The sequence below is a fragment of the Paracoccus fontiphilus genome, from assembly GCF_017356265.1.
Lineage (GTDB): Bacteria > Pseudomonadota > Alphaproteobacteria > Rhodobacterales > Rhodobacteraceae > Paracoccus > Paracoccus fontiphilus.
The window spans coordinates 21,058-33,653 of record NZ_JAFNAW010000037.1 but is presented as its reverse complement, the minus strand read 5'-3'; the positions used below and the strand labels follow the sequence as shown (position 1 = coordinate 33,653).

General features: G+C 66.4%; 13 protein-coding genes. 7 read left to right on the top strand and 6 right to left on the bottom strand.

Annotated elements, in window-relative coordinates; translation table 11 throughout:
- Positions 1–130 precede the first annotated feature (130 nt).
- A complete protein-coding gene (locus J0F76_RS13090) occupies positions 131–1,234 on the bottom strand; it encodes a ParB/RepB/Spo0J family partition protein (RefSeq protein WP_207470085.1) in 1,104 nt (367 codons plus the stop codon).
- Positions 1,231–2,535 (bottom strand): AAA family ATPase, encoded by a 1,305-nt coding sequence (locus J0F76_RS13085; protein WP_207470083.1) that lies wholly within the window; start codon positions 2,533–2,535, stop codon positions 1,231–1,233. The genes J0F76_RS13090 and J0F76_RS13085 overlap by 4 nt, the downstream gene beginning before the upstream one ends.
- Positions 2,536–2,966: 431 nt before the next feature.
- Here J0F76_RS13085 and J0F76_RS13080 point away from each other — a divergent pair, with 431 nt between their 5' ends.
- The 4 genes from J0F76_RS13080 (at position 2,967) to J0F76_RS13065 (ending at position 6,099) form a co-directional block, all read left to right on the top strand.
- The gene (locus J0F76_RS13080; RefSeq protein WP_207470080.1) at positions 2,967–3,647 is read left to right on the top strand and encodes a DnaA N-terminal domain-containing protein; all 681 of its coding nucleotides are present in this window, start codon (positions 2,967–2,969) and stop codon (positions 3,645–3,647) included.
- 95 nt (positions 3,648–3,742) lie between these two features.
- Positions 3,743–4,738 carry an ABC transporter substrate-binding protein gene (locus tag J0F76_RS13075; protein WP_207470078.1) on the top strand — a complete coding sequence of 332 codons (996 nt, stop codon included), beginning with the start codon at positions 3,743–3,745 and terminating at the stop codon, positions 4,736–4,738.
- Positions 4,731–5,507 (top strand): ABC transporter permease, encoded by a 777-nt coding sequence (locus J0F76_RS13070; RefSeq protein ID WP_341351592.1) that lies wholly within the window; start codon positions 4,731–4,733, stop codon positions 5,505–5,507. Before J0F76_RS13075 ends, J0F76_RS13070 begins: the two co-directional genes overlap by 8 nt.
- A complete protein-coding gene (locus J0F76_RS13065) occupies positions 5,497–6,099 on the top strand; it encodes an ABC transporter ATP-binding protein (protein ID WP_207470075.1) in 603 nt (200 codons plus the stop codon). The genes J0F76_RS13070 and J0F76_RS13065 overlap by 11 nt, the downstream gene beginning before the upstream one ends.
- Before the next feature lie 44 nt (positions 6,100–6,143).
- Here J0F76_RS13065 and J0F76_RS13060 read toward each other — a convergent pair whose 3' ends face one another.
- Together J0F76_RS13060 and J0F76_RS13055 are read right to left on the bottom strand one after the other, a co-directional pair.
- On the bottom strand, positions 6,144–6,443 hold the full coding sequence (locus J0F76_RS13060; protein ID WP_207470073.1) for a type II toxin-antitoxin system RelE/ParE family toxin: 300 nt from the start codon (positions 6,441–6,443) through the stop codon (positions 6,144–6,146).
- Positions 6,440–6,697, bottom strand: a complete 258-nt coding sequence (locus J0F76_RS13055; RefSeq protein WP_242690188.1) for a type II toxin-antitoxin system ParD family antitoxin — start codon at positions 6,695–6,697, stop codon at positions 6,440–6,442. Before J0F76_RS13055 ends, J0F76_RS13060 begins: the two co-directional genes overlap by 4 nt.
- 638 nt (positions 6,698–7,335) lie before the next feature.
- Between J0F76_RS13055 and J0F76_RS13050 the strand changes: the two genes are divergently transcribed.
- The 3 genes from J0F76_RS13050 (at position 7,336) to J0F76_RS13040 (ending at position 10,398) form a co-directional block, all read left to right on the top strand.
- A complete protein-coding gene (locus tag J0F76_RS13050; protein WP_242690187.1) occupies positions 7,336–8,493 on the top strand; it encodes a Hint domain-containing protein in 1,158 nt (385 codons plus the stop codon).
- A 198-nt stretch (positions 8,494–8,691) separates the two neighbouring features.
- Positions 8,692–8,910, top strand: coding sequence for a hypothetical protein (locus J0F76_RS13045; RefSeq protein WP_207470068.1), 219 nt, complete (start codon positions 8,692–8,694; stop codon positions 8,908–8,910).
- Positions 8,911–8,958: 48 nt separating this feature from the next.
- Positions 8,959–10,398: a glycosyl hydrolase gene (locus J0F76_RS13040; protein WP_207470067.1), complete on the top strand. Its 1,440-nt coding sequence runs from the start codon at positions 8,959–8,961 to the stop codon at positions 10,396–10,398.
- A gap of 32 nt (positions 10,399–10,430) precedes the next feature.
- On the opposite strand, the gene J0F76_RS13035 is transcribed toward J0F76_RS13040, so the two are convergent.
- Both J0F76_RS13035 and J0F76_RS13030 read right to left on the bottom strand, forming a co-directional pair.
- On the bottom strand, positions 10,431–11,591 hold the full coding sequence (locus tag J0F76_RS13035; RefSeq protein WP_207470066.1) for a glycosyltransferase family 4 protein: 1,161 nt from the start codon (positions 11,589–11,591) through the stop codon (positions 10,431–10,433).
- Positions 11,584–12,570: a glycosyltransferase family 2 protein gene (locus tag J0F76_RS13030; RefSeq protein ID WP_242690186.1), complete on the bottom strand. Its 987-nt coding sequence runs from the start codon at positions 12,568–12,570 to the stop codon at positions 11,584–11,586. Before J0F76_RS13030 ends, J0F76_RS13035 begins: the two co-directional genes overlap by 8 nt.
- Between the last annotated feature and the right edge of the window lie 26 nt (positions 12,571–12,596).

The following is a 12,596-nucleotide window of genomic DNA, read 5'->3' as shown; positions in this document are numbered from 1 at the left end:
AACGCACCCCGCGCGGCAGCTCCAAGTGGTATCCGTCGTCCGTCCGGTCCCTGCTGGTGCGGGCCGAAAAGATGGGAATGACAAGCGGGCGCTGAACAGGCGCCCGACGCTCAGGCCAAAGACGGAACCATCAGCCGATCTGATCCAACATGGAGGCGACCGCGGCTTCAAGCTTGCGCCTTTCGACGGCCGAAAAATCGCGCGGCAGGCGGATTTCGAGCCTGCCATTCGCGGCAATGCACTTGGCGTTGCCTTGGGGGCGCGAGATCTGGAAGGTGGTCTTGGCACGGCCCGCAGGAGCCGGACTGCGCGTCGGACCGGCGGCGGGCAGGATGTCGTCAGATGGATCTGTCCCCTGCCCCGCAAATCGGCGCAGCACGTCCAGTTCATCCTTGATGGACCGGGTGTCCCAATCCTTGAGCTCCGCCGCGATCGAGGCGGCAAGTCCGGGAACCTCGCCAAGGCGCTGCGCCAGGCACAGGCCCAGGGCACGGGGGATTTCCTGCGGATAGAGCAGCACTTCGCCCAGGGATTGCACCAGGGGAATGAAATTGCGGATATAGCTTCGCTTCTGATAGCCGGCGGACTTGAACAGGATTGCCACGGCACGGTCGGGATCGTGTTCCGCGGTCTGGGGGTCCATCGCGTAATGCAGGGCAAGCTGGGCCATCTCGGCAAACGAGATGTCCTTGCGGACCATGTTTTCGTCGACCATGCGGCGGTACAGCTGTTCCAGGGCATCACCCCGCGCGACGATGCCGGCAGGGATGCGGCCCCAGGTCTCGGCATCGCCAGTTTCCTCGAGCAGCTTGCGATAGGCGCTCAGGCGGCGCCAGCCCTGGATCAATTCGTAGCGGCCGCCCCTGCCCGGCTCGACCCGGATCGGATTGGAAAGCCCGATGTCGCGGATCGACGCGACAAGCTCGGCCAGTTCGAAATCGGCGGCGGGCGCGCGGTCGCGGATCAGCTTGTGCGTGTCGATCACATCCAACGGAAGCAAATCCACGATCAGGCCCGCCCGCTTCATGCGCACATGCTCTTGCGCCAAGGCGTCGTTTTCCGCCCGGATCTCGGCCTCCAGGCGGGCGCGATCCCGGCTGGATTCCACGGTTTCGGCTATGGCGGTCGCCATCGGTCCGCGGCGAACCGGACCTTCGGGACCCTTCCCCGCCGGGAAGGTTTCGGGATCGTCGGCCGGAACCTCGATGTCGAACATGCGGCGTTTGCGGCTCATGCCTTTTCCTCCAGCTTGTCCCACGCCGCCAGCACATGGGATCGGAACTCCTCGTAGGCCTGGTCGAAGGTCGCCCGGGCGCGGCGCCAGGTGCCGCGCGTCATCTCTCGATAGTCGATCTCGTAGATCGAACTGAGGAACCGCCCGGATTGTTCGACGGCGCGGGTCAGCTCGATCGGGTGCTGCGCCATGCGGTCGCCGAAAACCTGCCGGAAAGCGCCCAGCATGGCCTGATGCAGCTCGTTCGCGGGCTCGAAGCGGGTCATCAGGAAGCGGATGTCGGCAAAGGCCTTCGGCAGGGTGATCTTCCCCGTGGGGAAGTTCTCGAAGCCGTGGGACAGATCCTCCAGCGCCTCGGACAACTGACCGATGAAGCTGGTGGTGGAGTCGTATTCCCAGTAGCCCGGGCCTGACGGGATATACAGCATGTCCGCGGCGAAGACCGCGTTCATCGACTGATAGCCGATCGCGGGCGGACAGTCGAACAGGATCAGGTCATAGGCGTCGTCGGGCAGGGCGTCCAAGAACCGCGACACCGCGCCGAAGAAGGTCCATTCCGGATTGAGGTGGCGATACTGGGCGCTGGCGAATTCCACGAAGGCCGCGTTGGCGCAGCTGGGCACGATGTCGATCGTGGGCCAGGCCGTCGGCTTGATGAAGTCGGCGGGTCTCAGCGAGCCCAGCCCCATGTCGCGGATCGAGGCCGGCAGCTTGCGCTGGGGCAGGGCGGTCCCGCTTTCAGCCCCTGCCGAGGCCGCGTTCATGCGGTCCGTCTCGCGTTCAAGGTCGCGGGCCATGATGCCCCAGACCGTGTGATCCTCGCCCACGTCGTTGAGGCCCATGGAGTGGGACAAGGTCGCCTGCGGATCGAAGTCCACCACCAGCACCCGATAGCCGTCCAGGGCGGCGGCGTGGGCGAAGTGCAGCGCGACGGTGGACTTGCCGGCGCCGCCCTTGAAGTTGGCGATGGCCGCGCGGAAGGCGCGGCGATCGGCCGGGCGCGGCGGCATCAGGGACTTCTTGCTGACGCGGATGCGGCGGCGCAGCTCGTTGATCTCCTCCAGCGAGAACCACCGCTGGCGGCCGTCCTCCTCGACTTCCCCGAGGGGAAGGTTCGGCTCGGCCGCCAGCTTGCCCCGGAAGGTGGACTGGTTCATGCGGAAGATCAGCTCCGACACCTCCCAGCTGGAAAAGCGGCGCAGGGTCTTCTCGTTGTCGGGGCTGAAGGTCTGGCGCCGTATCCAGCCTTGCATCTTGAGGGACTGCGCCTGGAGGCGGGCGAGGTCTTGGTGCGTGTACATCTTGGCCTATCGGTAAGGACGCTAATTGCTGCTCGGATTCCTTTTACGGCGAATTTGCCTTCTTGGCAAAAGGCAAGTTTACTTAAAGCGTGGGATCGCAGAAGCCAGCGCCGGTTCAGCGAATCGGTGCCCCGATCCGTGGCGAGGCCCGTCGGGCAAACGCAACAACTGGGGGACGTTTGCCGGACGGGCGCAAGGCAATGGGTGACAATGCGTCCCAAATGGGGGACGCGCTGGAGATCCCCCTATACCAATGATACCGATTTCTTGATCATGCGTGGCCCAGTCGGCAGGGCACCGCCGCGAATCTCTTGACAGAATCGAGCGGCAGGACGCAAATGGCAGAGCGATGGCGAAAAGCGTTCCGTGAAGCGCTTCCCTCACCGGGAAACCGTCGCAAGGGGCAGACGCGCAAGGGGCGGACAACAGGGATGCAACGGATCAGGGCCGTGGGCCGAGAGGCTGCGGCGAAGAAATATGACATCCTTTCGGCGATGATGGCCCATGCGCTGGCTGGCGACGCGCAGGACCAGCGGCTGGTGCTGCGCCTGATGGCGCTGATCACCACCCGCTACAACTGGCAGGGCAACGAACTGGCGGTCGGGCAGCGCGAGATCGCACGGCTGTGGTGCGTGGACGAACGCACCGTCAAGCGCGACATGGCCCGGCTGAGGGCCAGCGGCTGGATCACGGTCAAGCGCCAGGGCGCGCGGGGCAGGGTGTCGGTGCTGGGGCTGGATCTGGACCGCATCCTGCTGGACACCCGGCCGCGCTGGGCCAATATCGGGCCCGACTATGTCGCGCGGATGGCCGGCGCCGATCCGCAGCCCGCGGCCGACACGACGGTGGTGCCGTTCCGGCGCCCCGACATGGCTGCGGCCGAGGGGGCCTGGAGCGCGGCGCGGGCGCAGCTTGCCTCCGAGGACCGCGCCCTGTTCGATGCCTGGTTCGCCTGCCTTGCCGATGGAGGCGTCGAGGACGGATGCCTTGTGCTGATCGCGCCCAGCCGGTTTCATGCCGCCTATCTGCGCACCCATCTGATCGACAGGCTGCGGGTGGCCGTCCGGCGGGCGGACGGCCGTATCGGCCAGATCAGGATAGAGGCAGGGTAGGGGGCCAGCGTCATCGGGCGGTGCGACTTCTGGTCGATTGTGACAAGGAATGAGCTGTGCCACGCTGGATCGCACGACAAGGCAAAGGGGAAACCATGCGCGTCCTGGGCCGGATGTCTGCACTTGGCGCGGGCCTTCTTGCGTCCGTCGTGATCGCGACCGGGTCCGGCCGCGCGCAGCAGCCGGCGGATCTGCCGGATGTGACGGTCGGCGTTCTTGAAAACGGAACGGTGAACTGGGAGCTTCGGACCATCCGCGAGCGCGGGTTTGATCGCGAGAACGGCTTCGAGCTGCAGACCCTGGCGCTGTCCGGCAATCCCGCCACCCAGGTCGCGATGCATGGCGGGCAGGTGGATGCGATCGTCTCGGACTGGATCTGGGTGGCGGTGCAGCGTGCGAATGGCGCCGCCTTCACCTTCTGGCCCTATTCGACCGCCGTGGGCGGGCTGGTGGTCACGCAGGACAGCCCCGTCGGGTCGCTGGCGGATCTGGAAGGAAAGCGCATCGGCATCGCGGGCGGTCCCCTGGACAAGAGCTGGCTGATCCTGCGCGCCTGGCACCGGAAGGAAACGGGCCGGGATCTGGCGGATGTCACGCAGCAGGTCTTTGGCGCGCCACCCATGATCCAGCACGCGGCCGAGACGGGCGAGGTCGAGGGCGCGGTCAACTTCTGGCATTTCCTGGCGGTGATGCAGGCCGGCGGAATGCGCCAGATCGTCGGCGTGGCTGATGCGGCCCAGGGCTTGGGCCTTGATCCCGGCACGCCCCTGCTGGGATATGTCCTGCGCGACGACTGGATCGCCCGCAACCCCGCACTGGCCCGGGGGCTGGCCCGCGCCTCGCGGCAGGCCAAGGACCTGCTCTCCGCCGACGAGGGGGCCTGGCAGGACCTGCGCCCGGTGATGAACGCGGGCAGCGATGCCGAATTCATCGCCTTGCGCGATGGCTGGCGGGCCGGCATCCCCCCCGAGGGCCCGGTCGACCCCGAGGACGCGCAGGCGCTGTTCTCTTTGCTGGCCGAACTGGGCGGCGAGGAACTGACCGGCGGGTTGACCGAACTGCCGGACGGGCTGTTCTGGCAAGGTGAGTAGAAAGGGCCTGCATAACCGTCCCGGACCGGCTCCGGGGGTGCTGTCGGTCCTGCTGCTTCTGGCGGCATGGTGGGCGGTTGCCGCATGGGCGGGCGATCCGCGCACCATGCCCTCGCCATGGGAAGTCACGGAACGGATCGCCGGGCTGGCGGCATCGGGCGAACTGTGGCTTCACGCAGGCGCGACGCTGCTGCGGGTGCTTGCCAGCTTCGCGATCGCCATGGCGCTGGGCACGGCGCTTGGCCTGTGGATGGGCCGGGCGCGGGCGGCGGATCGCTGGTTGAACCCCGTTCTGGTGATCGGACTGAACATGCCCGCCCTTGTGGTGATCGTGCTGGCCTATATCTGGATCGGGCTGAACGAAGTCGCGGCCGTGACCGCCGTGGCGCTGAACAAGATCCCCGTCACCGCCGTCATGCTGCGCGAAGGCAGCCGCGCGCTGCGGCCGGACCTGGACGACATGGCGCGGGTCTTTCGCATGGGCGCATGGTCGCGGCTGCGCCATGTCGTCCTGCCGCAGCTTGCCCCGCATGTCGCGGCAGCGGCCCGCGCGGGGCTGTCGCTGATCTGGAAGATCGTGCTGGTGGTCGAGTTCCTGGGCCGCTCGAACGGGGTGGGCTTCAAGATCCACCTGCTGTTTTCCAGCTTCGACGTGGCGGGTGTCCTTGCCTGGGCGCTGGCCTTTGTCGCGGTGATGCTGGCCATCGACCTGCTGGTCCTGCGACCGTGGGAGGCCGGTGCGAACCGCTGGCGCCGCGATGAGGCTTGAACTGACCGGCAAGTCCTTTGCCGGGCGCCCCGTCCTGGGTCCGCTGCACCTGACGGTCGAACGCGGGCAGCGGATGGCCGTCCTGGGCCCGTCGGGAATCGGAAAATCCACGCTGCTGCGCATTCTGGCCGGCCTGGACCGGGATTTCGGGGGACGCCTGGAAAGCCGGGAAAAGGTGGCGGTGGTCTTTCAGGAGCCGGTCCTTCTGCCCTGGCAGCGCGCGGTGGCCAACATCACCCTGCCCACGGGCTGCACCGAGGCCGAAGCCCGCCGTCTCATGGCCGAGGTCGGCCTGGCGGGGCAGGAGGACAAGTTTCCCCGCCAACTGTCGCTGGGCCAGCAGCGGCGCCTGTCGTTGGCCCGGGCCTTCGCCGCGCGGCCGGACATCCTGCTGATGGACGAACCATTCGCCAGCCTCGACCGCGAAACGGCGGGCAGGATGATGGACCTGACCGCGCGGCTTCTGGATCGCAGCGGCGCGGGGCTTGTCCTGATCACGCATGACGCGGCCGAGGCCTCGGGCCTGGGGGCCGAGCTTTTCCGGCTGGCGGGCAGCCCGGCCGCCCTTGTCCGGGACGAGCGGGCAGGGTGATCCCCCGTGCCGGCATGGCTGTTGGTCAGGTCGCCCGATTCGGCTCAGCCGTCCGGAAAAAGGACCGCGTCGACGTCCATGGCGCCGTTGAGGACATGCAGGACCGTGACCCGTCCGGGATCTGCCTGATAAAAGATCAGGTAGCGCCCATGCACCCGGCGGCGAATGCCAAGCCGCTTGTAGCGCGGAACCGTGGGCCATGCCGTCGGCATCTCTGCCAGTTCCATGCAGCAGTGATGGAGTTCTTGTATGAAGGTCGCGGCGCGGGCAGGGTTGTCGCGGGCGATATAGTCGCCGATGGCCTCAAGATCCGCTTCGGCGGCGGCGGTGATCTCGACGATCATTCCGCGCCGCGCGCCTTGCCCTCGTATCTTGCCCGCAGTCGCTCGAAAACCTCGGGGGCGGGTCGCGTCCGGCCCGCCTCGGCGTCGGCCATCCCGCGGGCCAGGGCCTGGTCCAGAACGGCCAGCCGGGTTTCCCGCTCCTGGATCAGGCGGATGCCCTCGCGCATGACCTCGCTTTTCGAGTTGTATCGGCCGCTCTCGACCAGCTTCGCCACATAGCCTTCCAGCTGCGCACCAAGATCTGCGCTGAGCATGTCACCCTCCATGGTCATGGCCACAAGATGGCAGTTTTGATAACAGTTATCAAGATCCGCCTGAGGCTCCGATTCTCCGAGCTTCCGGGACGATGCGCGCGGGCCGCCAGATCGGCCTAGGGGAATCCTGACGGGCCGGGTTGCGCGACGGCCCTGGGCGGGCGGTTCCTGACAGCGACCGCCGAGAGGCGTGCGGGCCGCTGTGCCAGGGTGCGGGCCGGGACGGAAACATCGGACCGCGCGGGCCGCAGATCTCCAGGCGTCAGGTCCGGGCAGGGGCTGTCGGACAGGAAGACCCTGCCGACGGCGCATCGTGGACGAGGCATTCCGCAGACGATCCGCGAACGGGCGCCGACCTCCAGCGGCCGTCGACGGCCTGGTTCCACCAGCGGGGGCGCTTCGCGCCTTGCCAGGGACCGGCAGGGGATGACGAGCAGGGGCTGCAAGGCTCGATCTGCCTGCATGGCACAATCCTGAAATGTAGGAAGTCCGTAGAATCGGTTTGATTTAAACCTGAGGTTGCGACATGGTTAACGCAGATGGGCGATTTTGCCGATCGAAGTGCCATCAGAAGATTCGCGGTCTTCTTGTCAACAATCGACCGGATCAACGATCCCGGTCTGCCATCTGGTACACACATGCCCTATGTCACTCAGCTTCCCCCCAATGTTCTTAACGTCGGCGTCGACGGCAGTATTGTCGCCGTTCCCAGCGCTCGTCTGGTAAACTTCTTTGGACCCTCGACCGAATTCGACGGATACGAGCAACCCACCCCGGACAACACCCTCCAGCCGGGCGACACCACGAACCTGTCGCAGGATGATCCCGCGGGCACCGACGTCCTTGCGGACGCGACCTATCGCGGAACCGCCGAAATCGACGCGGTGTCCGCCGGCGTGGACGTCCCCTTTGTCGCCCAGATCACGCTGGACGTGCTGCCGCGCACGGTCGACATCTTTTCGACGACCGCGGGTAGCCCCCCGACCACGACGACCTACATGGTGACGGACACGCCGTTCGACCAGCAGAACATCGAGGTCACGGCGACGATCCAGCTGCTGAGTGGCGCGCCGCTGACGGTGACGGCGCCGATCTCAGGCATTGTCGCCGCGATCACGGGCGCAAGCCCCTTGCTGGCAGGCGCCGGCGGCCTTTTGACGCCGGCCGTCAACGGGCTCGTCAACACCGCGGCGCTGACGGTCCAGACCGACACCACCGTGCCGAAGACGATTCCCCCCTCGCAGGTGCTTTGCTTCGGTCGCGGCACCCTGATCGAGACGGATCGTGGCCGCGTCGCGGTCGAGGATCTGCGGGTGGGCGACATGGTCGTGACGCGGGACAACGGCCTTCAGCCGATCCGCATCAGGGCAGGTGCCCTGGGGGCGAACAGCCCCTCGGCCGACCTGATCGTGTCGCCCCAGCACCGCGTTCTGGTGCGCTCGAAGGTCGCGGTGAAGATGTTCGGGGCGGACGAGATCCTGGTGGCAGCCAAGCAGCTTCTGAACCTGGACGGCATCGACATTGCAGAGGACCTTGCGGAGGTCGAATACTTCCACTTCATGTTCGACGACCACCAGGTCGTCCTGTCGAACGGGGCGGAAACCGAAAGCCTGTTCACCGGGCCGGAAGCCCTCAAGTCGGTCGGCCACGCCGCCCGGCGAGAGATTCTGGACCTGTTCCCGGATCTTGCCGAACTGGACTACGAGCCGGTTCCCGCGCGCATGATCCCGTCGGGCCGGAAGGCGCGCAAGCTTGTCATGCGCCACCTGCAGAATGGGCGCGTACTGGTCTCGTAAGCGACGGCGTGAATTTTACGGAGGGCCGCGGCGTGTCCGCGGCCTTCTGCTTTCGGGCGGGCGGGCTTTCGCGCTTCGAAAATCAAGGAATCGGAGCCCGGACAGCTTCGCGGTTGCCCCAAAAACGCCGGATCGTGGATCAGCAAGAAACGCGAAGCCCCTCGGTACGACCGGCGTGCGATAACGATTTCGTAAGGCATGGCTGGTACAAGCAGCCATGGCTTCAAAGTGGAAATCCGAAGTGACCACAACTCGAAGTATAGTAATCAAGGCGATACGGAAATATCCTGTCCGCCTGACCGGGGGCCGGATTCCCTCGCCCTTTTCGGGGCAGAAGCCATTGAGCATGGCCTTGCCGACGGCATGGGCAAGATGCTGCCGAGGTCGATTTTACCGGTGCTGACACGCGCTGGTTGATCGCGTACCCCCTCCGCCGACCAAAAAGCCAAATGAGGAACTGCATAAATGGCAGCCAAGGTAACGCCGGGACAGTTGGGCATCGCCACTCCGTTCGGGGAACTGCTGGGCAATTCGACCGCAGAGATGGAACGGGAACTGCAGGATTATGTCGAGATGGGGGTGGACTGGGTCCGCCTCGACATTCACTGGAGCCTCGTGCAACCGAACGCCAATGGCGGCTTCGACTGGACCCTGGTCGACCGCGTGTTCAATGCGATCGAGGCCAAGGGCATCAAGATCACCGCTGTCCTGAACAACACGCCGAACTGGGTGGACGACAACCTGTCCTCCTGGTCGGACCAGCAGGCCTTGGGGCGCTTTGCCGGCGAAGCCGCTGCCCGCTACGACAACGTGGTGGACCACTGGGAAATCCTGAACGAGCAGAACAAGGCCGGGATCTCGCCCCAGGATTATACCCAGGTGCTGAAGCAGGCCTATAACGCGATCAAGGCGGTGGACAGCGACGACGTGGTCATCACCGGCGGGACCGCGGCTGTTCCCTCGACCGGGAACGGCATGTGGGGCGCGGTCGACTACCTGGAGGAGATGTACGAAGCGGGCGCCAAGGGCTATTTCGATGCCGTCGGTTATCATCCCTACAGCTTCCCGCTGATGCCCAGCAACAGCGCGGCCTGGAACGGCTGGCAGATCATGGAAGACGGCATCCGCCAGGCCATGCTGGACAACGGCGACGGCAACAAGCAGATCTGGATGACCGAGTTCGGCGCCAAGACGATCGGCGGCGGCGTGACCGTCAGCCAAAGCGAAGCGGCGGCAATGCTGCGCGAGGCCGTCGATCTGGCCCAGGATCACGACTGGGCGGGGCCGATCATGTGGTTCTCGTACCAGGATTCCAGCTTCGAGCCCGGCTTCGGCCTGCGGGACGGAAACGGCAACCAACGTGACGCCTACTGGGCGTTCAAGGAACTGGCCAACCTGGACAACAAGGGCACGGGCACGGGCTCGGGTTCCGGGACGGGAACGGGCTCCGGCTCCGGCTCCAGCAACGGCACGGGCACCGGCACGTCGGGCAATCCCGTGACCGGGAAGACCATCCACGACACCAGCGGCAACGACGTGCTCCAGGGCACCTCCAGCAACGACGTGATCCACAGCAGCGGCGGCCAGGACACCCTGCGCGGCGGCGGGGGCGAGGACACCTTTGTCTTCGCCAAGGCTGGCCTGTGGGATAACATCGGCGACTGGGCGGCCGACGACACGATCGACCTGAGCGCCATCGACGCCAATACCGGGCGGTCGGGTCACCAGGACTTCAAGCTGATCGGCTCGAAATGGCTGAGCGGCGCGGGCGACCTGGGCGTCTATGCCGACCGCGGGCACAACAAGACCTATGTGCAGGCCGATCTGGACGGCGACAAGGACTTCGAGATCAGCATCGTGCTGAACGGCGTGCATCAGCTGGATGCGTCCAACTTCGTGTTCTGATCCGCAGCCATGACGCGACAACGCCGGGCGCTTCAGCGTCCGGCGTTTTCTGTCAGCAGCCTGTCGTAAAGCGCCGTCATGTCGTCCGACATCCGCTGGGCCGTGTAGCGCGCCAGATAGCGGCGGCGGCCGTTTTCCCCGAACCGCACAAGGTCGTCGCCGGACGCGGCGCGGATCAGCGCCACGATCCCCGCGGCATCGTCCGGCTGGAACAGCCGGCCGGTCTCGCCGTCCACGACGATGTCCTGCAATCCACCCACCCGGCTTGCGAAAACCGCCAGCCCGGCCTGCATGGCTTCGGCAGCGACAAGGCCGAACCCCTCCCACCGCGAGGGAACCAGCAGAAGATCGGCCCGGCGATACAGGTCGAACACCGCCGCCCGATCCTGCCACCCCAGAATCCGGACGTTGTCCGGGCAGTCCGGCAGCGCCTCGTTCGAGGTGATGCTGCTGCCGATGGCGATGCCGTCGGCCTCGTCCTTGAGCTGGCGCATCACCTCCAGGTAGGTGTCGAATCCCTTCTGGCGGTCGAAGCGCCCGGCGAAGGCGATTAGCCTGCGGCGATTCCGGCGGCGCGGGTCGGTGGCCTGAGGGTCGCGAGCGGGATCGGTGTCGTTGGCCGACGCTCGGGGGCTGATGCCGTTTTCGACCACGACCAGCCGGTCCGCGGGAATGCCGAAGGCCTTCGCCTCGCGCCGTTCGTAGTCCGAGATGCAGACGATCCGGTCGCTGCGTCCGGCAAGCCAGCGCTCCACCGCCGCGATGGCGCGCCGCGACCTGCCCGACCCTTGCCGCGAGAAGGCCCAGCCATGCGGGCAATAGACCACGCGCGTTCCCCTGGGCAGAAGCGGCGCAAGCGCCCGGACGGCCGCGCCCGCAAAGGTGGAATGGATGTGCAGGATGTCGGGGCGTGTGCGGCGGACATGCCGCACCGTCCGCACCGCCAGGGACAGCAGCGCCATGGGCGACCGGCTGCGGCGATGTCGCAGCGCGATCAGGGTGAAGCGCGGCCCGGACAGGTCCGCCAGCGCGTCGCGGTTGATCTCCGGCGTGATGAGGTCGATCCGGACATCCCGGAGGCTGCGCAACTGCGCGCCCAGAAGTTCGTCCAGATAGGACACGACCCCGCCAAGCGGGGCTTCCGTGACATGGCTCACGCGGCGCAGGGGCGGGGTGCGCGGGGTTTCAGGCATGACGGGATCGGGTCAGGGTATCGCGCAGCCGGCCATAGGCCTGGGGCGCCGCCCCCCGGGCCAGCAGCATGGCGGCCCGCTGCGGCTTGAGGCTGCCATGGCGGATGGCCGAAGCCAAGATCGAGAGAGAGCGGAGGGGCTGCTTCCGCGCGATCTGGGGCACCAGGAAGCGGGCCAGGTAGCCCTGCCTTGCGCGTGGCGTAAGACGGCCGGACTGCCGCGCCGCCCAGTCGCGCACCTCGCCCTGCGAGGTGGTATAGCTCAGGCGGCCGCTGGGGCGGTCGTCGTACCAGACCACCTCCGGCTCGGGCAGCATGTGGAAGATCGCGCCCGCTTCCTCGAGCCGCAGGCACAGGTCCAGATCTTCCAGACAACGCAGGCTGGTGTCAAAGCACACCTGCATGAACAAGGCGCGCGGGACGACCAGGGTCGAGGTCTGCATCAGCCCGTCATCCGCGAACAGGTAGTCGCCCACAGGTTCGCCGGGCGCGATGGCCCGCGCGGGCTTCACCATGCGGTTGCCCTGGCCCCGGTCGAAGAACAGCGGTGAATACCAGACCGTCCGATCCGCATGGCCGTCGGCCCGGATCGCCACGCTCAGCCGCTGAAGCTTGGAGGGGAGGAACTCGTCATCCGAATCCAGAAACGCGAGATGAGAACCGCGGGCTGCCCGCGCGCCGGCGTTCCGGGCGGCCGAGGCCCCGGCATTGGCCTGGCGGATGCAGCGGATACGCGCATCCTCCATGGCCTCGACCAGGTCGGGCGTGCCGTCGCGCGATCCGTCATCCACGACAATGATCTCGAAATCGGGACAGGTCTGCGCGAGGCATGAGGCGATCGCCCGTCCGATCTGGTCGATTCGATTATAGGCGGGAATAATGATGGAAAATTGCGGTCCTTTTCGCGCATTTGCCGCAAAGCCAGGCCCGTTTTCCGGACTATTCACGACCGCAGGCTCATCTGAGCAGTTTTCCGCCATTCCAGTTCCGCCTGTTTCAACCGATT

Bases quoted from the DNA above. Each gene is read 5' to 3' on its own strand.
- J0F76_RS13090 (WP_207470085.1), bottom strand. From the start codon at position 1,234: ATGAGCCGCAAACGCCGCATGTTCGACATCGAGGTTCCGGCCGACGAT.
- J0F76_RS13085 (WP_207470083.1), bottom strand. From the start codon at position 2,535: ATGTACACGCACCAAGACCTCGCCCGCCTCCAGGCGCAGTCCCTCAAG.
- J0F76_RS13080 (WP_207470080.1), top strand. From the start codon at position 2,967: ATGCAACGGATCAGGGCCGTGGGCCGAGAGGCTGCGGCGAAGAAATAT.
- J0F76_RS13075 (WP_207470078.1), top strand. From the start codon at position 3,743: ATGCGCGTCCTGGGCCGGATGTCTGCACTTGGCGCGGGCCTTCTTGCG.
- J0F76_RS13065 (WP_207470075.1), top strand. From the start codon at position 5,497: ATGAGGCTTGAACTGACCGGCAAGTCCTTTGCCGGGCGCCCCGTCCTG.
- J0F76_RS13060 (WP_207470073.1), bottom strand. From the start codon at position 6,443: ATGATCGTCGAGATCACCGCCGCCGCCGAAGCGGATCTTGAGGCCATC.
- J0F76_RS13055 (WP_242690188.1), bottom strand. From the start codon at position 6,697: ATGCTCAGCGCAGATCTTGGTGCGCAGCTGGAAGGCTATGTGGCGAAG.
- J0F76_RS13050 (WP_242690187.1), top strand. From the start codon at position 7,336: ATGCCCTATGTCACTCAGCTTCCCCCCAATGTTCTTAACGTCGGCGTC.
- J0F76_RS13045 (WP_207470068.1), top strand. From the start codon at position 8,692: ATGGCTGGTACAAGCAGCCATGGCTTCAAAGTGGAAATCCGAAGTGAC.
- J0F76_RS13040 (WP_207470067.1), top strand. From the start codon at position 8,959: ATGGCAGCCAAGGTAACGCCGGGACAGTTGGGCATCGCCACTCCGTTC.
- J0F76_RS13035 (WP_207470066.1), bottom strand. From the start codon at position 11,591: ATGCCTGAAACCCCGCGCACCCCGCCCCTGCGCCGCGTGAGCCATGTC.
- J0F76_RS13030 (WP_242690186.1), bottom strand. From the start codon at position 12,570: ATGGCGGAAAACTGCTCAGATGAGCCTGCGGTCGTGAATAGTCCGGAA.